This window comes from uncultured Thiohalocapsa sp. (genome assembly GCF_913062725.1).
Lineage (GTDB): Bacteria > Pseudomonadota > Gammaproteobacteria > Chromatiales > Chromatiaceae > Thiohalocapsa.
Genome location: NZ_CAJXWY010000017.1, coordinates 14,951 through 36,062, shown reverse-complemented (window position 1 = coordinate 36,062; position 21,112 = coordinate 14,951). Strand labels below are relative to the sequence as shown.

The following is a 21,112-nucleotide window of genomic DNA, read 5'->3' as shown; positions in this document are numbered from 1 at the left end:
TGCGGCCACGCCGTTATCCGCAGCGCCCCCGACACCGTCGGCTGCGGCGCCAGACCCGGGCAGCACCGCGCCAGCGCCGCCGTCGGGCACGGGCGCCAACACAGATGCAATGGCCGCGGACGTCGAGCCCGCGGACCCGCCCGTAGCGACGCGGGCCGAAGAGGCTGCCGCCGCCGAAGCACCCAGCTTGGCGGCGGCCCTGGCGGCGCTCGCGGACCGCTCCTTCCAGGTCAAGCAGGCGGCGGCCGAGGCGATCGCAGCCAGCGGCGATGCGCGGGCGGTGGATTTCCTGAAGGCCCTGCTGGCGGGCGACCTCTACTATCGCACCGACGACGATCGCATCGTTTTCGCCGAGCGCAGCGATGCCGGCTGGGCCCTCACCGACGCCCTCACCGGCGAGCCACTCGGCGAGGTGGGTCGTCGCGACGCGCGCAAGATCACCGTCAACAATCGTATGCGCACGGCCCTGCGTACCGACATCGCCACGCTCACCTTGGCCAGCCCGGATGCGGCGTTGCGACTCAGCGCAGCCCGGGAAATGGTCGGCACCACAGACGCCGACACACTGGCGGCGCTGGAGGCGCAGCTGCCCGCTGAGGAGGACACAGCGGTGCGTGCCGCCATCGAGCTGGCACTCGCCATCGCCGGACTGAATGCGGCCTCCGCGGACGCGCGGCTCGACGCGGTGGCGGCGCTGGGTGACAGCCTCGACCCGCAGGCGCGCAACGCCCTGGACGATCTCATCCGCGCCGAGCAGGACCCGGCGGTGCTCGCCGCCGCGCAAGCCGCGCGGGCGCAAACCGAGCAGCGGGTCGAGAACATGCGCCGGCTCGAGACGCTGTTCTTCGGCCTCAGCCTCGGCTCGGTGCTGGTGCTGGCGGCCATCGGCCTGGCCATCACCTTTGGTGTCATGGGGGTCATCAACATGGCCCACGGCGAGCTCATCATGCTGGGTGCCTACACCACGTACCTGGTGCAGCTGGCCATGCCCAACGCCATCGACTATTCGCTGTTCGTGGCCATTCCCATGGCCTTTGTGGTCGCTGGACTCTTTGGCGTGGCGATCGAGCGTGGCGTGATTCGGTTCTTGTACGGCCGGCCGCTGGAGACGCTGCTCGCCACCTTTGGTATCAGCCTGGTTCTGCAGCAGTTGGTGCGCACCACCATCTCGGCGCAGAACGTCATCGTCGAGAATCCGAGCTGGATGAGCGGATCACTACAGCTCAATCCGGCGTTGTCGCTCACCTTCAACCGGCTCTATATCTTTATCTTTGCGCTGATAGTGTTCGTAGCCCTGCTGCTGGTGCTCAAGCGCACCGCCCTGGGCCTGCAAGTGCGGGCGGTATCCCAGAATCGGGCCATGGCCCGCGCCATGGGCGTACGCTCCGGGCGGGTGGACGCACTCACCTTTGGGCTCGGCGCCGGCATCGCCGGCGTCGCCGGCGTGGCCTTATCGCAGCTCACCAACGTCGGCCCCAACATGGGGCAGGCCTACATCATCGATTCCTTTATGGTGGTGGTGTTTGGTGGCGTCGGAAACCTTTGGGGCACCCTCGTGGGCGGTCTCAGCCTCGGGGTCGCCAACAAGTTCATGGAGCCCTGGACCGGCGCAGTGCTGGCGAAAATCCTGGTCTTGGTCTTTATCATCCTGTTCATCCAGTGGCGCCCGCGTGGGCTCTTCCCGCAGCGTGGACGGGCGGCGGATGGGTAACGGGCGCGCAGCGTGGGGTGCGGCGGTTCGGCCCGGGCGTGTAAGCAGTCTTTGATCAACGAGGGGGAGCGGTCCATTGGGACTATTCAAGGGCGACACCGGCGGACAGGTCATGCTCGGGCTGCTGCTCGCGCTGGCCATCGTGGTGCCAGTGCTGAATCTGGCGGTGCCCGAGGGCAATCCGCTGCATGTCAGCACCTTCACGGTGACCCTGCTCGGCAAATATCTCACCTATGCGCTGCTGGCGGTGGCGGTGGACCTGGTTTGGGGGTATCTCGGCATCCTGAGTCTTGGTCATGGCGCCTTCTTTGCGCTCGGCGGCTATGCCATGGGCATGTATCTGATGCGCCAGATCGGCGACCGCGGCGTCTATGGCGACCCGGTTCTGCCGGACTTCATGGTATTCCTCGACTGGCAGGCGTTGCCCTGGTTCTGGCACGGCTTCGACCTGTTCTGGTTCGCGGCGCTGATGGTGATGCTGGTGCCGGGGGCCCTGGCCTTCGTGTTCGGCTGGCTCGCATTTCGTTCCCGCGTGACGGGCGTCTACCTCTCCATCATCACCCAGGCGCTCACCTATGCCCTGATGCTGGCGTTCTTTCGCAATGAAATGGGCTTCGGCGGCAACAATGGTCTCACCGACTTCAAGGATCTGCTCGGCTTCGATCTGCAGGCCGACGGCACCCGTGTCGGACTCTTCATCGCCTCTGCCGTGGCGTTGGCCTTGGGCTACATCGCCTGCCGCTGGATCGTCACCTCCAAGCTCGGCCGCGTCGCCGTGGCCATTCGCGATGCCGAGGCCCGCACCCGCTTCATCGGCTATCGGGTGGATCGGGTCAAGGTCGCCATCTGGACCTTCTCGGCCATGCTCGCAGGCATCGCAGGTGCCCTGTATGTACCGCAGGTGGGCATTATCAACCCAGGCGAGTTCTCACCGCTGAATAGCATCGAGCTGGTGGTCTGGGTCGCCGTGGGTGGTCGCGCGACGCTGTATGGGGCGGTCATCGGCGCCGTCGTCGTCAACTATGGCAAGACCTACCTGACCGGGGCCTTTCCGGAGATTTGGCTGTTCGCCCTGGGCGGACTCTTCGTGCTCGTGACCCTGTTCCTGCCGCAGGGTATCGCCGGACTCTTCCGCCAACTGCGGCGTCGCCGCAGCGATACGGCGACGGGCGCGACGGCATGAGCACCAGACATGTTAGACCGTGCGGGCGGCGGCGTCGGGATCGTAGCCTCAGGTGGTCCCGTGTCCACGCCGGCACCGACAGTTGTAATCGGCCGTTTTAATCGACAGCGCAGGCGAAAGCCCTGAAGACGGAGGGGATGGCATGAACATGCATAAAGAGGAGCCGCGGGATCTGCTGCGTCGGGATCGCGCGTTCGATTTCAGGGGGCGGCGTCAGACCTGGCGCCAATTCAGGGACTCTATTCGCCGAGACCGTCAGTTCGCCTTCGTGGTCAAGGCGAAGGGTCAGAGGCAGGAGGGTTGAGCTTGAGCCCGGTGGTGGACAACGGGCGCGACCTGCTGCGGCGGGAGCGCGCCTTCGACTTCAGCGCCCAGCGCCAGGCCTGGCTCCAGTTCAAGGAGAGCATGCGCCGGGACCAGACCTTCGAGTTCATGGTCAAGACCCAGGACCTGGAACTGGATGTGAGTCATGGCCCGATTCTCTACATCGAGGATCTCAGCGTCAGCTTCGACGGCTTCAAGGCCATCAACCACCTGAACTTCTATGTGGATGCCGGCGAGCTGCGCTGCGTGATCGGTGCCAACGGCGCCGGCAAGACGACGATGATGGACATCATCACCGGCAAGACGCGGCCCGACGCCGGCAGTGTCTACTTCGGGCAAAAGATCGATCTGCTGCGGCTTTCCGAGCCCGAAATCGCCCAGATCGGCATCGGGCGCAAGTTCCAAAAGCCCACGGTGTTCGAGCATCACACCGTGTTCGAGAATCTTGAGCTGGCGATGGCCGCCGACAAGCGCGTCTTCTCGACCCTGTTGGCGAAGCTCACCGCCACGCAGCGCGATCGCATCGACGAAGTCCTCGAGACCATCGGTCTCGGGGAGTACGCCCGCCGGGAAGCGGGCAGCTTATCCCACGGCCAGAAACAGTGGCTGGAGATCGGCATGCTGCTGATGCAAGACCCCCTGCTGCTGCTCGTCGACGAGCCCGTCGCCGGCATGACCCACCAGGAGATGGACCGCACCGCGGAACTGCTGCTGTCACTGCAGGGCAAGCACTCGGTGGTGGTGGTCGAGCACGATATGGACTTCGTGCGCTCCATCGCCCGGCGCGTCACGGTCTTGCACCAGGGCAGCGTGCTCGCCGAAGGCAGCATGGAGCAGGTGCAAAACGACCCGCGCGTGGTGGAGGTCTATCTCGGTGAGTAGTCCAGACGCCGTGCTTTCTATCGCAAACCTCAACCAGTACTACGGCGAAAGCCACACCCTCTGGGATCTGGAGCTCGAGGTGCCGACGGGGCAGTGCAGTTGTGTCATGGGCCGCAACGGCGTTGGCAAGACCACGCTGATGCAGTGCATCATGGGCTTGCTCCCGCTGCGCTCGGGCGCTCTGCAATTCCAGGGCCGCGATATCGCCCGGCAGGCGGCCGAGCGCCGCGCCGAGCTCGGCATCGGTTATGTCCCCCAGGGACGCCAGATCTTTCCGCTGCTGACGGTGCAGGAGAATCTGGAAATCGGCCTGCCGGCACGCGCCGACGGCAAACGCGAGGTTCCCGGTTACATCTTCGAGCTGTTTCCGGTGCTCAAAGACATGCTGCGCCGCCGTGGTGGCGACCTCTCCGGTGGTCAGCAGCAACAGCTCGCCATTGGCCGTGCGCTGGTGATCGACCCGAAGCTCCTGATCCTGGACGAGCCCACCGAGGGCATCCAGCCCAACATCGTGCACGAGATCGGCGACATCATCCGTCGCCTCATCGACGACCTCGGCCTCACGGTGCTGCTGGTGGAGCAGAAACTGCCCTTCGCCAGGCGCGTCGCCGACCGCTTCATCATCCTCGACCGCGGCCGACTCATGGCCACGGGCCCGATGCCGGAGCTGAGCGAAGCGCTGGTGAAGCAGTACCTGACCGTTTGACGGCGTCGCCTGCGGCGGACCCAACGGCGCACTCCGGCGCCGCGGGCAAGCCGTGGTGCGCTCTACGCCCCGGGCCGAGGCTCCGCTGGCGCCTCAGGCATAGGCCGGCTGAAAGGCGGTTTCCGGCTCGGCGAGGGGCGCACCGGCGCTGGCATCCCAATAGGGCGAGAGCCTGCGCAACTGCGCGACGATGGGCGGCACGGCGGCGATGACCCGGTCGATGTCCGCCACGGTGTTGTAGCGCGAGAGGGAGAAGCGGGTGGTGCCGTGGGCGGCGGTGAACGGGATGTCCATGGCGCGCATGACGTGGCTCGGCTCCAGGGAGCCCGAGGTGCAGGCCGAGCCCGACGAGGCCGCGATGCCGGCCTTGTTCAAGAGCAGCAAAATCGCCTCGCCCTCGATGTACTCGAAGGCGATATTGCAGGTGTTGGGGAGCCGGTTGGACGGGTCACCGGTGACGAACGCGTTCGGCACCTGCGCCAGGATGCCACGCTCCAGGCGGTCGCGGAGCATGCGGACCTGGGTTTTTTCCGCGTCCATGTGGGCCAGAGCGAGCTCGCAGGCCTTGCCGAGGGCGACGATGGAAGCGCTGTTCTCGGTGCCGGCGCGCCGGCCACGCTCCTGGTGGCCGCCGCGCAGCAGCGGCCGGAAGCGCGTGCCGCGGCGGAGATACAGCACGCCAATGCCCTTGGGCGCATGCAGCTTGTGCCCGGAGAGTGACAGCATGTCGATGGCGCTGCGCTTGAGGTCGATTGGTATCTTACCGACCACTTGTACGGCATCGGTGTGGAACATGACGCCGGCGGAGCGGGCCAGCTCGGCCATCTCCTCGACCGGAAACAGGGTGCCGGTCTCGTTGTTGGCCCACATCACCGAGACGATGGCGACCTTGCTGGACAGCGCGTCCAGGTACTGCTGCATGTCGAGGCGGCCTTTGCGGTCCACGCGCAGATAGTGGACGGTGTAGCCCTCCTTCTCCAGGTGCTCGCACAGGCTCAGCACCGCCGGATGCTCCACCACGGTGGTGATGATCTCGCGGCGCTCCGGCTGGGCCTTGAGGGCGGAGAGGATGGCGGTGGCGTCGGACTCGGTGCCACAGGAGGTGAACACGATTTCCGAATCCAGCGCGGCACCCAGCAGCGCCTGCACTTGCTGGCGGGCGGTCTTGAGTGCACGTCCCACGCGGTCGCCGAACTGATGCATGGACGAGGGATTGCCAAACTGCTCGGTGAAGTAGGGCAGCATGGCCTCCACGACCTCGGGTGCCACCATGGTGGTGGCGTTGTTGTCGAGATAAATTCCTGCTGGGGCCTGTGTCATGGTGGGCGCTCCGGGCGTGCGATGGGGCAAGGGGCGGGGGCAGGCGTGGGCCGTTGGCAAGGCGCTTGGTCGTTGCTTGTGATTGGTTATTGGTTATTGGTTGTTTGAGGCATCGCCTGCGCGGGCAGTACGCGCACGAACTCGCCTAGATCCTCGACGATGCGCTGCTGGATGCCTTCGAGTGTGGTGGTTGCCATCTGGCAGCCGGCGCAGGCGCCGGTCATGTTGACGAAGACGTTCTTGCCGTCGATGTCCACGAGCTCCACATCGCCGTGGTCGCGCTGCAGGTTCGGCCGGATCGCCTCGATGGCGTGCTCGATGCGCCGGATGCGGGCGAGAGTGCCCAACCTGGCGCCCGCAGACCCGGACTTGTCGGCGGGCGGCGGCGCCGCTGCCGGGTCAAAGGTCTTGCCCTGCTCGGCGAGCACGCGGGTCAGGATCTCTTCGATACCCTCGTGGCAGGCGGAGCAGCCGCCGCCGGCCTTGGTGTAGTGCGTCACCGCTTCCACGCTGCTGAGACCGTTGGCGCGAATGGTCTCCTCGATCAGCACCGCGTCCACGGCGAAGCATTTGCACACCAGTGCGCCTTCCTCGTGGTCGTCCTGCCAGACCTCGCCGCGGTAATTGGCCACGGCGGCCTGCAGCGCCTCGCGGCCCATTACCGAGCAGTGCATCTTCTCGGGCGGCAGGCCTTCCAGGAAGTCGGCGATGTCCTGGTTGCTGACATGTAGGGCCTGGTCCAGGGTCATGCCCTTGATCAGCTCCGTCAGTGCGGAGCTGGAGGCGATGGCGGAGCCGCAGCCAAAGGTCTGGAAGCCGGCCGCCTGGATGGTGTCCGTCGCCGGATCGACTTTGAGCGTCAGGCGCAGGGCGTCGCCGCAGGACAGGGAGCCCACTTCTCCGATGGCATTGGCATCGGCGACGGCGCCGGCGTTACGCGGGTTGAAGAAATGCTCTTTGACGGTCTCGGAATAATCCCACATGGCTCGGCTCCGGTTGGCGAGGTTGGGCAGACTGGATGCGGTTGGCTCTACGAGGAGACTGGCCGGACCTTCTTGGCCTTGGCGGATGTCCGGGCCGGTTGGATTGACAAAGCTCACGATGCAGGTGATAAGCAAACATCGAGCCAACATGGGATTTTCACCAGAACCTATTGAAATAAAGGACTTTCTGATGAGCAGTTCCGGCGCTTGCGCAGTGTGTGGAATACGACAGGCGGGGTCGCGCAGCGTCGCAAGCGGGACGCGAAGGCAGCGCGGGCATCGCCGTCGCGCTCGCAAGCATGCGGTGCCGCGGCATGGCTGTGCCGCGTCGGGACTGTCGCCAGGGGGAGCGCTGGGGGGGGGCGCTGGGGTGGTGGGATGTACTGGGGGGCGCGCCCCAGGCGCCGGCGCCTGGGACGCGACAACACGCTCAGAGCTTCGGCTTCGGCGTTGCTTCGGTTTCCACCGGCAGTGCTGGATAGACCACGTCGGGCTGCTCGCCGGTGAGGGTCTCGAGGAACCCAGTGATGCTGGTGACCTCCTCATCGGTGAGCTTGGCCCCGAGTTGTGCCGTGCCCATCACCGCCACGGCCTGCTCCAGGTCCCAGATCTCGCCGGAATGGAAGTAGGGCGCCGTGATGGCGATGTTGCGCAGGGGCGCGGCGCGGAAGACGTATTCATCCGACGCCGTCTTGGTGACCCGGTAGCGGCCCTTGTCCTCCGGCGGCAGGATCTCGGCGCCGGGACGCTTGATCAGGCCGAACGGATAGTATGACTGGCCACCGAGGTTGATGCCCGAGTGGCAGGCGGTGCAGCCCTTGCTGATGAACAGCTCCAGGCCTTCCTTCTGGGCGTCGGTAAGGGCGCCGTCATTGCCTTCGAGGAATTGATCGAAGGGCGCGTTGGGCGTCACCAGGGTAACCTCGAAGGCCTCGATGGCCTTGGCCATGTTGTCGAAGCTCACCGGCTCGTCCTCGCCGGGGAAGGCGCGGGTGAAGCGCTCCACATACTCGGGCATGCTGTTGAGCGTGACCACCACCTGCTCGGGGTCGTTGGCCATCTCGACGCCCGCCTGGATCGGGCCCTTGGCCTGCTCCTTCAGGTCTTCGGCGCGACCATCCCAGAACTGGGCGGCGTTGAACACGGCGTTCAGCACCGTCGGCGAGTTGCGCGGGCCTTTCTGCCAGCCGTGGCCGACGGAGGTGGGCAGGTTATCGTCGCCGCCGGTGCCGAGGTTGTGGCATGTGTTACAGGAGATGACGCCGGAGGCCGACAGCCGCGGGTCGAAGAACAGCATACGCCCCAGGTCGATCTTCTCGCGGGTCACCGGATTGTCCTTCACCGTCTGCAGGCCGTAGGGGACGGGCTCGAGGCCGACGGACTTGGCCTTTTCGCGCAGCGCTGCGTCATCGGCCTGGACGCCGGCGGCGGTCAGAAGGATGGGCAGCAGTGCGCCTGCGGCGATGATAGATCGTGGCTTGCTTCGCATAGTCTTGGCTCGCATCCCGCTTGGGTTGAAGTGGAGTTGGTAAGACTAGCGAGGCAAATCAGGGAATTCATTGTCGTGGGGCATGGAACCGACACGGTTCGGGTGGCGGTATGGATTAGGTGCACGATCGAGCCCGGTACGCATGCGGCGGGTCACATCCGCCGCGGGGCAGTGTCTCGGGTCTGCGGCCTGCGTGGGCCGCACGGGATGTTGCGGGACGCTCAATGCACGCCGCTGACGGGCATCATGTCCACGTCGCAGGCGCCACCGACGCTGACCGAACGTGTGCGTGCGGCGTTGCGGCAGGACTCGCCCTGGCTCTCGATGCGGCAGTTGAGGGCCACCGGTTGGCCGGCGCTCAGCCAGTGGGGCGTTCGCCGCCAACGTCCCACGTTGCTGAAGCGGCAGCCCGGCGAGACGCCGTAGGGCGTGCAACCGCCGCCGCCGCGGAGCTGGACCTTGCGGTCGTCGACGATAAAGCCTGGATAGTTGTCCTCGATGCGGATGTCGTCGCCCCGGTCCGTCATCTCGAAACGGAGCTCCTTGAAGCGATAACCCCCGCCGACGCGATCACCCACCTGGATGCGGGTGTTGGCGATCAGGGCATGGTCCGGGCCGTTCTCGGCGACGGCGCCGGACATGTACTCGATACGATCATGTTGCGGGAAGCACTTGCCCATGGCCGGCGGGTGGTAGTAGTGGCGCATCTGCGTGAGATCCGACAGGGTATTGCCGGGGAACAGGTCCCGCAGCGCCGCGTCACCGCCATAGAGGATCCGCTCGGCATCGCCAACGCTCTGGGTGTACATGGCCTGGACGCGGTCGTAGAAGTCCTGATGCGCCAAATCCGTGCGCAGGTAACAGGCGGTGAGTCCGGAGATCATGGTGAGGTAGGCGTCCCAGATGTTGTACTGGGACACGTCGGAGGCGACGCCCTGGAAATCGCCCGGGAAGCGACAGCCCTGGCGGCTGAGGCATTGGCCCACGGCACGGTTGCGAATGGAGAGCACCACGGTATTGCGCTCGCAGGCGCCGTAGGCCGAGCAGCCGCGGTCGAGGTGGCCCTCGAAGATGGCGGTGCGCATGGCGTAATCCAGGTGCTTGGCGCGGGCGAGGGTGGTGTCGTCCCACTTGCCGCTGTTGCGGGCGATGAAGCTGTCCCAGGCCGATGCGAGCTTGGCGCGACGGTCGGTCATGCGCCCATTCACCGATGCGCACTGGGGCGAGTTGTGGAAACTGCGGACGATCTTGTCCAGCGTGCTCCCGCCGGCGCGCTCGGCGGCTTTCGGATCGCCGCGGCCCGGCGGGTCGAAGAAGGGTGACTTCTCCAGCTGATAGAGATCCCGCACACTGACCACCCGGCTTACGTTCGGCCCGCAATGGTGATTGGGCACCCGCTTGCGCTGTTGCGCGGCGAGTGCGCGCTCGAAGTCGCGGGTGGCGGATTGTCCCGACGCCCGGGACGCATCCACGACGATCTCGAAGCCCACATAGGGCGTGCCCTGGGCGTCCGTCAGCGCCCGTCCGTTGCGCACCACCAGGCAGGGGATCACGGCGGTGCCCTGGGTGAGGCTGCCGGCCCTTGGCCCCGGTCCGTCGGCGCCGATGCGGTAGGTGGGTACCGTCAGCGGTCCGTTGAACTTGTACAAGGTCATCACCGGCGCGGCGGGGATGTCCGCAACGGCGATCTGCGGCAGCAGGGCGGCGGCGAGCAGGGCTGGGCCCAAAACGGCGGTGCGCAGGGAGGCATGCATGATGGTGGCTGGATTCCGTTATCGGTGGGGACGACGAGGCACGGCGGCGGCGCGACGCGACGGCGTCCGACGGCCGCGTATTGCGCCAGTATCGACGCATGAACGCAAGCGGATGGTGCCGCGCTGCAGACGCGCGGGGCGCAGCACAAAAAAGCCCGCCATACGGCGGGCTTTGGGGGACCATGCCAGGCTTGGGCCCGGCGTGCGCGCTTACATCTCGAGCTGCACGCGCAGCTTGTTCATCGCGTTCTTCTCGATCTGGCGGATGCGCTCCGCGGAGACGCCGAACTGCTGGGCGAGCTCGTGCAGCGTCTGCTTCTTTTCGGTGAGCCAGCGCTCGCGCAGGATCGTCTTGCTGCGCTCGTCCAGCCCCTCCAGCGCCGCGAACAGGCGCTCGCGCTGATGGGCGTCGTTATCTTCGCGCTCCAGGTTGGCGGCGGGCTCCATGCGCATATCCGGCAGGTAGGTGGCCGGGGCGGAGGGGCCCTCGTCGTCGTCATCGTCGTGGCCGTCAAAGGCCAGATCGTGGCTCGCCAGGCGTGACTCCATCTCGAGCACGGTCTCCGGCTTGACGCCGAGGTCTGCCGCCACGCCTTCCACTTCTTCCTTGGAGAACCAGCCGAGACGCTTCTTCGCGCTGCGCAGGTTGAAAAACAGCTTGCGCTGGGCCTTGGTGGTGGCGACCTTCACGATGCGCCAGTTGCGCAGGATGTATTCGTGGATTTCGGCGCGAATCCAGTGCACTGCGAACGAGACCAGGCGCACACCCACGTCCGGCTCGAAGCGGCGCACGGCCTTCATCAGGCCAACGGTGCCCTCTTGGATCAGGTCCGGCAGCGGCAGCCCGTAGCCCAGGTAGCCGCGGGCGATGCGAATGACGAAGCGCAGGTGCGAGAGCACAAGGCGCCGCGCCGCCATCATGTCGCCGTGATCACGCAGCCGCAGCGCCAGACTGCGCTCTTCTTCCTGCGTGAGCACAGGAATCTGGTAGGCGCTCGCGATGTAGGCGTCGATCGTTCCCGTCGACAGGGAGCCGAGGTTGGCGATGTCTTGGATCGATGCTTCTTCAGCCATGGTGCTTATACCTGAGTAATATGCTCGGAAATTATGCTAGCAGCCTGAGGCGGCTTTGACAACACTGCTGACCGGGTTTTCGAGCAGCTTTTGAACGGAAAGTTCCTGTGGCAAAAGCTGGACATTTCCGACCTATGCCCATGGTAGTCAAAGGCCGCCGCAGCGCAATGCCTTTTTGCGACTGGGGACATCTCGTCCGATGAATGGTGCACTCCGTGGCTCGAGCGACGCTCGTGCCGCCGGCATGTGTTGATGTAAACACGTGTTTTCTAGGTAAAAGCCGGTAGTGGCCTTGGGATTTGCGGAAATCTGGATGTCGCCGTCCCCGCGCCCGGCCACGAGGGCTGTCGACGCCGCGGAGGGATGTGCGCGGTCGTGGGCGTCTTGTCCAGATTCCTTGACCAACTGCGGATCAGGCTTTGATCGATATTTGCGAGGTGAGTAACGCGGAATTCGAATGGCTCAGGATTGCGTTGCGGCTGGCCGGGCGGGCGTGGGGCACGCGCCTGGGGCCCATGGCGAAGCGGGCGGGCTGCAGCGTTGCGCGCAGCCGGGCCAGGGCGATGCGCCCGCCGCGTCGGCGCAGCTGTGGGTTCGACTGGGCGATCAGGTTTGAGGGGCCGGCTCGGGAGTCCGGGCTTGGGGAGGCTTCAGTGGGGCAGTCAGGGCCAGGCTGTGAGTGACGTGGGGCGATGCGCCGAATCGTTTCGTTTCGCCGGCTGCGCCCTGGCGGGCGTCGATACGGCGATCAGCTGCGCGCCGGCCCGAGGGCGGTGTGGCGGCGGGGTCCGTGGCGTCGGCCACCCGTCTGTGTGGTTGTGCTGAGCGTCAGTCGCCGACGCAGGGATAGCGCTCGATGCCGGCCTCTGCCATGGCGACGGCGCGGAATATCGCGCGGCCCTTGTTCATGGTCTCTTTCCACTCCAGCTCAGGCACCGAGTCCGCCACCACCCCGGCGCCGGCCTGGATGTGCAGGGTGCCGTCCTTGATGACGGCGGTGCGGATGGCGATGGCCGTGTCCATGTTGCCGTTGAACGCCAGGTAGCCGACGGCGCCGGAGTAGATGCCGCGCTTGACGGGCTCGAGCTCGTCGATGATCTCCATGGCGCGGATCTTGGGCGCCCCGGATACGGTGCCGGCGGGGAAGGTGGCGCGCAGGACGTCGATGGCGCTCATGCCCTCGGCCAGCTCGCCGGTGACGTTGCTCACGATGTGCATGACATGGGAGTAGCGCTCGACGATCATCTGGTCGGTGACGCGCACGCTGCCGGTCTTGGCCACCCGACCGCAGTCGTTGCGCCCCAGGTCGATCAGCATCAGGTGCTCGGCGAGCTCCTTGGGATCTGCCAGCAACTCCGCTTCCAGCGCCTGGTCTTCCTCCTCCGTGTAGCCGCGGCGGCGGGTCCCGGCGATGGGCCGCACCGTCACCACGTCGTCCTCCAGCCGGGTCAGGATCTCCGGTGAGGAGCCGACGATCTGGAAATCGCCCAAGTCCAGGAAGTACATGTAGGGCGAGGGGTTGAGCCCGCGCAACGCCCGGTAGAGGTCCAGCGGCTGTGCCTGGTAGGGGATGGACAGCCGTTGCGACAGCACCACTTGCATGCAGTCGCCGGCGAGGATGTAGTCCTTGATGCGCGCAACGGCGGCCTTGAAGCCCGCCTCGCTGAAGCCCGAGACGAAGTCCGTCTCCACCACCCGCCGGCCGCCGGCTTGCGGGTTGCGCGGTGCGCCGCGCTGCATCTTCGCCACTAGGGCGTCGATGCGGGCCTGACCGGTGGCCGGGCTGTCGCCGGCCGTCGGGTCGAGATGCACGATGATGTAGATGCGCCCGCGCAGGTTGTCGAAGACCACCACCTCCTCGGAGAGCATGAGCAGGATATCCGGTGTGCCCATCTGGTCGGGGTGCGGGCACTGGGCGAGCCTGGGCTCGATGTAACGGACGGTGTCGTAACCAAAGTAGCCCACCAGACCGCCGGCGAAGCGGGGCATATCGGGATGCTCGGCGGCCTTGTAGCGGCGCTGGAACTGCTCGATCCAGGCCAGCGGATCGGCGGTCTCGGCGGTCTCGATGACGCTGCCATCGCGCTCCACCACCACCCGGTGTCCATACACCTTGAGCACCGTGCGCGCGGGCAGCCCGATGATGGAGTAGCGCCCCCACTTCTCGCCGCCCTGCACCGATTCGAACAGGTAAGCGTAGGGGCCGGCGGCCAGCTTGAGGTAGCAGCTGAGCGGCGTGTCCAGGTCTGCGAGCACCTCGCAGACGAAGGGGATGCGGTTGTGGCCCTGGCGTACCAGGGCATCGAAGCTCTCGGGCGTCATGGGAGCAGGCTGTCCAATGCCGCCAGCGAGTCGATCACCGCGTCCGGCTCGGCGTCGCGGATATCCAGGCCGTGATTGTATCCGTAGCTCACGCAGACCACCGGGAAGCCCGCGGCACGGGCGGCTTTGACGTCACTGATGGAGTCGCCCACCATCAGCGATGCCGCCGGCGCGACGCCGAAGTGCGCCGCCGCGTGCAGCAGCGGCAGGGGACTGGGCTTTTTCTCCGGCAGGGTGTCACCGCTGATGATGAGGCGGAAGTGTGCCGCGATGCCCAGACCCGCGAGCAGCGGCTCGGTGAATTGCGCCGCCTTGTTGGTGACACAGCCGAGCGGGATGCCGCGCTCGGCGAGTGTCGCCAGCCCCTCGCGCACGCCGGGGTAGAGCTGCGCGTGCTCGCCGTTGTGCGCGGCGTAGCGCTCGAGGAAGATCGGGTAGGCGCGCGTGAGGTCCGCCGCATCCGGCTCGCCGTCGAGCGTGCCGGTGAGGGCGCGCTTGACCAGGCGCTCCACGCCGTTGCCCACCCAGTGGCGCACCGCCGCCTCGCCCTGGGGCGCACGGCCCAGCGCGACCATCATCTCGTCTACGCTATGCGTAAGGTCCGGCACGCTGTCCACCAGCGTGCCGTCGAGATCGACGAGGACCATCTGCGGGTCGAATACGCGCGTCATGCGGATGCCGCTCCTCAGCCGCCCACCGACGCCAGCGCCTCGCGCATCTTGGCGATGATGCTGTCGTAGCGGTGGGGGTCCGCATCCTGACCCTTGCCGAAGATGCCGGAGCCGGAGACGAAGGTGTCGGCGCCCGCGGCCTTGATCTCGGCGATGTTGTCCACCTTCACGCCGCCGTCGACCTCGAGCCGGATCTCGCGGCCCGAGGCGTCGATCATTTGCCGCACCTGGCGCAGCTTATCCAGCGCCGACGGGATGAAGCTCTGACCGCCGAAGCCCGGGTTCACGGACATGAGCAGCACCATGTCCACCTTGTCCATGACGTACTCCAGGTAGGACAGGGGGGTGGCCGGGTTGAACACCAGGCCCGCCTTGCAGCCTTCGTTGTGGATCAGCTGCAGGGTGCGGTCGATGTGCTCGCTGGCCTCGGGGTGAAACGTAATATAGGTTGCGCCGGCCGCGGCGAAGTCCGGCACGAGGCGGTCCACGGGCTTGACCATGAGATGGACGTCGATGGGTGCCGTCACGCCATGCTTGCGCAGGGCCTCGCAGACCAGCGGCCCGATGGTGAGGTTTGGCACATAGTGATTGTCCATGACATCGAAATGCACGATGTCGGCGCCGGCGGCGAGCACGTTGTCCACTTCCTCGCCGAGCTTGGCGAAATCCGCGGACAGGATGGACGGGGCGATCAGGTCTTCAGCGGCCATCGGGGGTCTCCGTTGGGGCGTGCCACGGCGCAGCGGCAGCCGCTCGGCACGGGCAGGTATCGAGACCCGGCACTTTAACCGATGCGCTTGGGCTTTTCACGGCACAGGGGCTAGGATTTGTGCGAAGACGCGGCGAGAGCGCTGCAGATGCACTCCGTCACCAGCGCCGTCTCGCCGTCGACCTGCCAACGGATGTCGCAATCGTAGAGGCGCAGCGCGAAGGCGTTGCGCTCGGGGTAGCGGTCCATGTAGCCCGGCCGTGGGTCCTGGGCGATGACTTGCTCGATGAGCCGCCGCAGCCGCAGCTGATGGTCGGGGTCGCGGGCGGCGATGGCTTCGGCGGCGGCGTCGGTGATGCGCACATGGAAGCGGCGCGCCGGCTCGGCGTGGGCGAAGCCGCCGGCGGCCTCTGCAATGGCATCGGCGTAGGGGACGTAGGGCTTGATGTCCAGCACCGGCGTGCCGTCGAGCAAATCGACGCCCGAGACGTGCAGCGCCAGCCCGTCGGCATCCGCCGCCAGCCCGTGCTGGGCCACCGCCGACAGGCCGATGGGATTGGGCCGGTAGGGCGCCCGGCTCGCGAACACCCCCACCGTACGCCGTCCGCCGAGCCGGGGCGGGCGCACGGTGGGCTTCCAGCCGGCGGTGAGGCAGTCGGCATGGCACACCCAGAGCAGCCAGACATGGCTGAACCCCTCGAGGCCGGCGAAGGCTTCGGCGCGGTCATAGGGCGGGTGCAGCAGGATACGCCCCGGGGCGTCCACCAGCCGCGGCTGGCGCGGAATGCCGAACTTGTCCGTGAAGGGCGTTCGCGCCGTGGCGATGGGCGCGAAGGAGTATGTGGTCATGGTCGACCGCCGGGTGCGTGACCTGGTCCGATGAGGCGCTTCGGCTTGCGGGCGGTGGCGAGCACATAGTCGAGCCCGCGGTAGACACTGGTGGCCTCGAAGCGCAGCGCGAGCTTCGCCGGCAGCCGTGCCATGGGATGCAGACGCGTGAGGGTTTCGGGGTGCTCGGCGAGGAAGCGGTGCAGCGGTGCGTAGACGTGCTCGCGGATGGACTCGACGCGGATCTGCTCGAAACCGCTCATGGCGAGCTTGGCGTGGTACGTGGGCCGGGTGTAGGCGTTTTCCGGCGGGATCGCGAACTTGCCGGACACGAGCCGCCAGGAGAGCTGCTGCTCCAGGCGCGCCGGAAAGCCGCGCACCGCGGGCATGGGGATAATGTCCGCGAGCACCAGCCGCCCGCCCGGGCGCAGCACCCGCCACGCCTCGCGCAGGAAGCGCTCCCGCGAGCGGAAGTGGAAGGCGCACTCCACGGCCACCACCTTGTCGATGCTCTCTGCTGCGATGGGCATCTGTGTGGCCGAGCCGTGCTGCAGGTCGATGCGATCATCGAGCCCGAGCTTGCTGACGCGCCGCCGCGCCACCTCGACCTGGGAGGCGGTGATATTGAGACCGATGATGCGGCCCGGCTTTAGGGTTTGCGCCCAGAGGATGTCCTGATCGCCGAAACCGAAGCCGCAGTCCAGCACGTGGTCCTCGGGGCCGAGCGCCGCCGTTTCGCCCACCAACATGGCCAGGGCGTCGCTCGCGGCATCGAGATCGGTGGCCGCTTGCCAATATCCCAGATTCAGGTACAAGCCACGCTCGGTGGGGGAACTGGTGGCGAGCAGGTCATAGATGCCGGCGGCATCGAGTCCGTGGAACGGATTGTAGAGCCAGTTCAGATAGCCCAGGCTCTCGCGCAGGCGGCTTGCGGGCAGCGTCGTGTCAGACATGATGGGTCTCCGTGTGCGTTCATCCCAAGGTGGGGGTGTAACAGCGGCTGCGCGAGGGCATGGTCGGCTCGACGGCCGGCGTCTTTGGGGTGGGCCATGGCTGGCGATGCGGCGCGTGGCGGCAGCGACGGGCGCGTTGGGAATTCAGCCCGTGCCGCAACCTTTTACATGGTGGGTGCCGCCGCAGCCGGCGGCGCCCGCGGCTGCCATCGCTCGAATCAAGCTGCCCAGATCAACCCCGTCAACGCTAGGAGGCTTCCATGGCTTCGGCATCTCGCTACACCTTCACCCAGCGCCTGCTGCACTGGCTCATCGCGCTGCTCGTCTTCGGTCTGCTCGCCGTCGGCTTCACCCTCTGGAGCCTGGGCTACCAGGGTGTCGTCGACACCTTCGGCCAGGAGATGACCAATCAGCTCTACAAGTATCACAAGACGTTCGGCATCCTACTATTGCTGCTGATGGTGCTGCGTGTCGTGCTGCGGCGCATGACGCCGCCGCCGGCCTACGCGCCGCCCCTCTCCGGCCCGGTCAAGGCCGTCGCCGGCGGCACCCATCTGCTGCTCTACGTGCTGCTGCTCGGCATGCCCATCGGCGGCTGGCTCGCCACCGCGGCCGGCGGCTTCCCGGTGCAGTTCTTCGACTGGAATCTGCCGGGCTTCATCGGCAAGAACGAGGCCCTGAGCGAGCAGCTGTTCATGCTCCACGGCTATGCGGGTCTCGCCATCGCGGCGCTGCTGGTCCTGCACATCGGCGCCGGCATCAGGCACTGGCGACGCAAAGACGGCATCATGCGCCGTATCAGCCTGCCGTGATCGCCCCTCAGGCATTGAGCACGCGGCGGCGCCTGGGCGCCGTCCCAGCGCTCGCCACAGCGCTCGCCGTGTTGCTCGCCGCGGCGCTCGCGGCGCTTGCGCCGATGCCGGCGCCCGCCGCGGGCGGTGTCGAGCTCACCCTCGCCACCTGGAACATCGAGCACCTCGCCGCCGCCGACGGGGCCGGCTGCCGGCCGCGCAGCGCCGCCGACTACCAGCGCCTGCGCGACGTCGCGGCTCGCTTGGACGCCGATATCATCGCCGTGCAGGAGGTCCAGAACACCGACGCCCTGGCCCGCGTCTTCGACCCCGCGGTCTACGATCTGGTCGTCTCGCCCCGCCGTGAGGAGGGGCGCAGCCGCTGCCGCGGCATGGACGGCCAGCGTCGGCTCGCACAGCGCACCGGCTTCGCCATCCATCGCCAGGCATTGCGAGCGGCGGGGCTGGAGCATCGGCTGCTGCCGGGCTTTCGGGAACTCGGCGACCAGGGGCGCCGTTGGGGGACGCGCATCCAGCTCGAGCGTGCAAACCGGCCCCTGCTGGAGCTGATGTCCGTGCACCTCAAGGCCGGCTGCGCCTGGGGCGGGCTCGAGGGGCGGGTGCGCCGCGGGCAGTGCCAGATCCTCAGGCGCCAGCGTGGCATCCTGGAGGCATGGATCGACGCCCGGGCCGGCGCCGACACGTCCTTCGTGCTGCTCGGGGACTTCAATCGCCAGCTGGATCAGCCCAACGACCATTTCTGGGCGGCCATCGACGACGGCGAGGTCTGCGACTGGCGGCCCGACCCGACCTTGGGCCGCCGCTGCCTGCCGGGGAGCAGCCGAGCCGATGCCGACGCCGACCTCGTGCTCGCCGGCGCCGGCCGTCCCTTTCCCCATGCCCCCAACCCGAAGTACCCCTACGCCATCGACCACATCGTTCTCGGTGGGCCCGCCACGGACTGGCTGGTGCACGGCAGCTGGCGGGTGCTGAGCTACGGCCGCGGTGCCAAGCCCTCTGACCACCATCCCATTGCGGTCACCCTGCGCCTGCCCACCGCCACCGACTAGGGCGCCAAGGGGCGGCGGCGTCAGCCGAGCACCGGCGTGCTCGGTCCCACCGCCGCGCGCGCCGGCTCCAGCGGCTTGCCGCTGTCGAAGGTCTCGTCCATGAACTTGAGCGCCCGGTCTTTCGTGCGAATGAAATGGGTTTCATCCAGCAGGTGGAACATCTTGCCGCGACGCAGGGTTTCGTAGACCTGGGCCTTGAGGCTGGAGAAATAGATCTCGACGCCGTTGTCGCGGAAGGTCTCGATGACGTCGCGCAGGCGCTCCTCGCCGGTGACATCGACGTCGTTGATGCTGCTGCCGTCCACCAGCACGGCGCGGGCCTGGGGGTTCTTGGCGCGGGCCTCCAGCAGCACATCTTCGAAGCGTGAGGCGTTGACGAAGTTGAGCGAGCCGTCGAAGCGCACGACGATATAGTTGCGACCGATGGGCGCGATGTCGTTCATGCTGACGCCGGCGAGGCGGCCCTCGGGGTCCAGGCCCAGGATGTCGGTGCGCGGCTTCATGGTGCGCACCAAAAAGAGCACGATCGCCAGCCCGGCCCCCAGCAGGATGCCATTGGCCAGCTGCGGAGCCATGGCCAGGGTGGCGACGAAGGTGATGATGCCCACCACGGCCTCCTGGCGCTCGATCTGCCAGGCCCGCACCAGGGCACGCACGTTGATGAGCCCGAACACGGCCATCATGACGATCACCGCCAGCACCGCCTGCGGCAGATGGTAGAGCAGCGGCGTCAGGAACAGCAGCACCAGCATGACGCCGACGGCGCTGCAGATGGCGAACATGCCGGTTTTGGCGCCGTTCTTGGCCGCCACCGCCGAGCGTGAGAACGATCCGCTCACCGTGTAGCTGCTGAAGAAACTGCCGACGATGTTAGCGAGACCCTGGCCGACGAGCTCCTTGCTGGTGTCCACCCGCTCCTTGGTCTGGGCGGCGATGGCCTTGGAGATGGAGGTGGCCTCCATAAAGCCGATGAGTGCCATCACCAGCGCCGAAGGCAGCAGGGTCCAGAAGACATCCATGCGCAGCTCCGGCAGCTGGAAGCTCGGCAGGCCGGCCGGGATGGCGCCGACCACGGCACCGCCGCCCATCATTGTCACCTGATCGCCGGTGACCCGGCTCAGTCGCCAGATGCGACCATCGTCCTCCAGCGTATCCGCCAGCTGCCCCCGCGGGTAGAACAGCTCGCCGCCGTCCGCGGTGACCACGCGCGCGAACTGCAGGTTGTGCAGCGCCACCTGGCGCTCGTTATTGGCGCGCTTGCGCTGATCCAGCTCCCGGTTCAGCACCCGCAGGTCGGCCTCCAGCAGGGCGAGCTCGGCGAAGCGTTCAGGGTCGTTCTCGGCCTTGAGGGTGCGGATTTCGGCGTTGAGCCGGGAGGTGGTCGTGCCCAGCGATTCGATGCTGCGCACCGTCATGGCGTAGTCGGCCGCCAGCGCCTGAGCCTCGGTGTCCTGGATGGCAGCGAGGGGCGCGGTGGCATTGCGCTCGAAGCCGATGGCCCAGCTCACCAGCGTCGTCAGCACCACCGCCAGCAGCACGCCCGGAACCTTGGGGATGTAGCGGCGGGCGCCGATGATGATGCCGAAGGTGGCGATCGCGAACAGGAGCGTCGGCAGGTGGGTGTGCGCCAGCTGCTCGACCACGTTCCAGAGATCGAGCACGAAGTTGTCCGTACGCGGGAAGGGCACATTCAGCAGCTTACTCAGCTGCGAGAGGCCGATGATGAGCGCCGCCGCGTTGGTGAAGCCGACGATGACCGGGCTGGAGAGGAAGTTCACCAGGATGCCCATCCGCAGCAGCCCGAGGGCGAGTCGCAGCACACCCACCATCAGCGCCAGCATCACCGACAGCACGATGAAGTCCTCGCTGCCCAGCGCCGCCAGGGGCAGCACCGCCGCCGCGGACATGAGCGAGAGCATGGCCACGGGGCCCGTGTGCAGCTGCGGCAGCGAGCCCCACAGCGATGCGATGATCACGGGCATGAAAGAGGCGTAGAGCCCGTAGACCACGGGCAGGCCCGCCAGCTGCGCATACGCCATGCTCTGCGGCACCAGCACCAGTGCCACCGTGATGCCGGCGATCAGGTCGCTACGCAGGGTGTCCCCGGAGAGCGGGAACCAGCGTAGGAAAGGAAACAGGGTCGTCAGCAGGTTCGCAGGCATGATGGCTCTTGTTGGGGCGGTCCTTGGAAGGCAGAACGCATGGTAGCCGAGGCCATCCCGGGGCTACATCGATGATCCCGCTTGTAGGGATAGAAGATCGTCTATGGATTGCAGGGACGATTGCGGGCGCACCGCAGACGGCGTCGACGGCGCCGCTGCAGGTGCGCCGGGACCGGACGA

The 21,112-nt window shown here is 67.0% G+C and carries 18 protein-coding genes; 7 read left to right on the top strand and 11 right to left on the bottom strand.

Annotation, left to right across the window (positions count from 1 at the left end; all coding sequences use genetic code 11):
* Positions 1 to 109 precede the first annotated feature (109 nt).
* The 5 genes from urtB (at position 110) to urtE (ending at position 4,806) form a co-directional block, all read left to right on the top strand.
* Positions 110 to 1,711: an urea ABC transporter permease subunit UrtB gene (gene urtB, locus QZ588_RS06650; protein WP_295541097.1), complete on the top strand. Its 1,602-nt coding sequence runs from the start codon at positions 110 to 112 to the stop codon at positions 1,709 to 1,711.
* 112 nt (positions 1,712 to 1,823) lie between these two features.
* Positions 1,824 to 2,894 carry an urea ABC transporter permease subunit UrtC gene (urtC, locus tag QZ588_RS06645; protein WP_295541152.1) on the top strand — a complete coding sequence of 357 codons (1,071 nt, stop codon included), beginning with the start codon at positions 1,824 to 1,826 and terminating at the stop codon, positions 2,892 to 2,894.
* A 142-nt stretch (positions 2,895 to 3,036) separates the two neighbouring features.
* A complete protein-coding gene (locus QZ588_RS06640; protein ID WP_295541095.1) occupies positions 3,037 to 3,198 on the top strand; it encodes a hypothetical protein in 162 nt (53 codons plus the stop codon).
* 101 nt (positions 3,199 to 3,299) lie between these two features.
* On the top strand, positions 3,300 to 4,100 hold the full coding sequence (gene urtD / locus QZ588_RS06635) for an urea ABC transporter ATP-binding protein UrtD (protein WP_295541150.1): 801 nt from the start codon (positions 3,300 to 3,302) through the stop codon (positions 4,098 to 4,100).
* Between the two features lie 10 nt (positions 4,101 to 4,110).
* Positions 4,111 to 4,806, top strand: coding sequence for an urea ABC transporter ATP-binding subunit UrtE (urtE, locus tag QZ588_RS06630; protein ID WP_295541093.1), 696 nt, complete (start codon positions 4,111 to 4,113; stop codon positions 4,804 to 4,806).
* 93 nt (positions 4,807 to 4,899) lie between these two features.
* Here urtE and nifS read toward each other — a convergent pair whose 3' ends face one another.
* From nifS to QZ588_RS06580, 10 genes are all read right to left on the bottom strand, one after another.
* Positions 4,900 to 6,126 carry a cysteine desulfurase NifS gene (gene nifS / locus QZ588_RS06625; RefSeq protein WP_295541091.1) on the bottom strand — a complete coding sequence of 409 codons (1,227 nt, stop codon included), beginning with the start codon at positions 6,124 to 6,126 and terminating at the stop codon, positions 4,900 to 4,902.
* Between the two features lie 86 nt (positions 6,127 to 6,212).
* Positions 6,213 to 7,109: a Fe-S cluster assembly protein NifU gene (nifU, locus tag QZ588_RS06620; protein WP_295541089.1), complete on the bottom strand. Its 897-nt coding sequence runs from the start codon at positions 7,107 to 7,109 to the stop codon at positions 6,213 to 6,215.
* A gap of 430 nt (positions 7,110 to 7,539) precedes the next feature.
* A complete protein-coding gene (locus tag QZ588_RS06615) occupies positions 7,540 to 8,598 on the bottom strand; it encodes a cytochrome-c peroxidase (RefSeq protein ID WP_295541087.1) in 1,059 nt (352 codons plus the stop codon).
* A 221-nt stretch (positions 8,599 to 8,819) separates the two neighbouring features.
* Positions 8,820 to 10,352 carry a hypothetical protein gene (locus QZ588_RS06610; protein WP_295541085.1) on the bottom strand — a complete coding sequence of 511 codons (1,533 nt, stop codon included), beginning with the start codon at positions 10,350 to 10,352 and terminating at the stop codon, positions 8,820 to 8,822.
* Between the two features lie 210 nt (positions 10,353 to 10,562).
* Positions 10,563 to 11,426, bottom strand: a complete 864-nt coding sequence (rpoH, locus tag QZ588_RS06605) for an RNA polymerase sigma factor RpoH (protein ID WP_295541083.1) — start codon at positions 11,424 to 11,426, stop codon at positions 10,563 to 10,565.
* A gap of 828 nt (positions 11,427 to 12,254) precedes the next feature.
* The gene (trpE, locus tag QZ588_RS06600; protein WP_295541081.1) at positions 12,255 to 13,748 is read right to left on the bottom strand and encodes an anthranilate synthase component I; all 1,494 of its coding nucleotides are present in this window, start codon (positions 13,746 to 13,748) and stop codon (positions 12,255 to 12,257) included.
* Complete coding sequence (locus QZ588_RS06595; protein ID WP_295541079.1) at positions 13,745 to 14,419, bottom strand: phosphoglycolate phosphatase; 675 nt, start codon at positions 14,417 to 14,419, stop codon at positions 13,745 to 13,747. Before QZ588_RS06595 ends, trpE begins: the two co-directional genes overlap by 4 nt.
* Before the next feature lie 14 nt (positions 14,420 to 14,433).
* Entirely contained in the window at positions 14,434 to 15,129 is a 696-nt protein-coding gene (gene rpe, locus QZ588_RS06590) for a ribulose-phosphate 3-epimerase (protein WP_295541077.1), read from the bottom strand.
* A 110-nt stretch (positions 15,130 to 15,239) separates the two neighbouring features.
* Entirely contained in the window at positions 15,240 to 15,977 is a 738-nt protein-coding gene (gene tsaA, locus QZ588_RS06585) for a tRNA (N6-threonylcarbamoyladenosine(37)-N6)-methyltransferase TrmO (RefSeq protein ID WP_295541075.1), read from the bottom strand.
* Complete coding sequence (locus QZ588_RS06580; RefSeq protein ID WP_295541073.1) at positions 15,974 to 16,909, bottom strand: methyltransferase domain-containing protein; 936 nt, start codon at positions 16,907 to 16,909, stop codon at positions 15,974 to 15,976. Before QZ588_RS06580 ends, tsaA begins: the two co-directional genes overlap by 4 nt.
* Positions 16,910 to 17,169: 260 nt before the next feature.
* Between QZ588_RS06580 and QZ588_RS06575 the strand changes: the two genes are divergently transcribed.
* Positions 17,170 to 17,721 carry a cytochrome b/b6 domain-containing protein gene (locus QZ588_RS06575; RefSeq protein WP_295541071.1) on the top strand — a complete coding sequence of 184 codons (552 nt, stop codon included), beginning with the start codon at positions 17,170 to 17,172 and terminating at the stop codon, positions 17,719 to 17,721.
* Positions 17,718 to 18,770, top strand: coding sequence for an endonuclease/exonuclease/phosphatase family protein (locus QZ588_RS06570; protein ID WP_295541069.1), 1,053 nt, complete (start codon positions 17,718 to 17,720; stop codon positions 18,768 to 18,770). The genes QZ588_RS06575 and QZ588_RS06570 overlap by 4 nt, the downstream gene beginning before the upstream one ends.
* Positions 18,771 to 18,790: 20 nt before the next feature.
* On the opposite strand, the gene QZ588_RS06565 is transcribed toward QZ588_RS06570, so the two are convergent.
* A complete protein-coding gene (locus QZ588_RS06565; RefSeq protein WP_295541067.1) occupies positions 18,791 to 20,932 on the bottom strand; it encodes a SulP family inorganic anion transporter in 2,142 nt (713 codons plus the stop codon).
* Between the last annotated feature and the right edge of the window lie 180 nt (positions 20,933 to 21,112).

Bases quoted from the DNA above. Each gene is read 5' to 3' on its own strand.
- QZ588_RS06640 (WP_295541095.1), top strand. From the start codon at position 3,037: ATGAACATGCATAAAGAGGAGCCGCGGGATCTGCTGCGTCGGGATCGC.
- rpe (WP_295541077.1), bottom strand. From the start codon at position 15,129: ATGGCCGCTGAAGACCTGATCGCCCCGTCCATCCTGTCCGCGGATTTC.
- trpE (WP_295541081.1), bottom strand. From the start codon at position 13,748: ATGACGCCCGAGAGCTTCGATGCCCTGGTACGCCAGGGCCACAACCGC.
- rpoH (WP_295541083.1), bottom strand. From the start codon at position 11,426: ATGGCTGAAGAAGCATCGATCCAAGACATCGCCAACCTCGGCTCCCTG.
- QZ588_RS06580 (WP_295541073.1), bottom strand. From the start codon at position 16,909: ATGTCTGACACGACGCTGCCCGCAAGCCGCCTGCGCGAGAGCCTGGGC.
- urtC (WP_295541152.1), top strand. From the start codon at position 1,824: ATGCTCGGGCTGCTGCTCGCGCTGGCCATCGTGGTGCCAGTGCTGAAT.
- QZ588_RS06565 (WP_295541067.1), bottom strand. From the start codon at position 20,932: ATGCCTGCGAACCTGCTGACGACCCTGTTTCCTTTCCTACGCTGGTTC.
- nifU (WP_295541089.1), bottom strand. From the start codon at position 7,109: ATGTGGGATTATTCCGAGACCGTCAAAGAGCATTTCTTCAACCCGCGT.
- QZ588_RS06595 (WP_295541079.1), bottom strand. From the start codon at position 14,419: ATGACGCGCGTATTCGACCCGCAGATGGTCCTCGTCGATCTCGACGGC.
- urtD (WP_295541150.1), top strand. From the start codon at position 3,300: ATGCGCCGGGACCAGACCTTCGAGTTCATGGTCAAGACCCAGGACCTG.
- QZ588_RS06610 (WP_295541085.1), bottom strand. From the start codon at position 10,352: ATGCATGCCTCCCTGCGCACCGCCGTTTTGGGCCCAGCCCTGCTCGCC.
- nifS (WP_295541091.1), bottom strand. From the start codon at position 6,126: ATGACACAGGCCCCAGCAGGAATTTATCTCGACAACAACGCCACCACC.
- tsaA (WP_295541075.1), bottom strand. From the start codon at position 15,977: ATGACCACATACTCCTTCGCGCCCATCGCCACGGCGCGAACGCCCTTC.
- QZ588_RS06575 (WP_295541071.1), top strand. From the start codon at position 17,170: ATGGCTTCGGCATCTCGCTACACCTTCACCCAGCGCCTGCTGCACTGG.
- QZ588_RS06615 (WP_295541087.1), bottom strand. From the start codon at position 8,598: ATGCGAAGCAAGCCACGATCTATCATCGCCGCAGGCGCACTGCTGCCC.
- urtB (WP_295541097.1), top strand. From the start codon at position 110: ATGGCCGCGGACGTCGAGCCCGCGGACCCGCCCGTAGCGACGCGGGCC.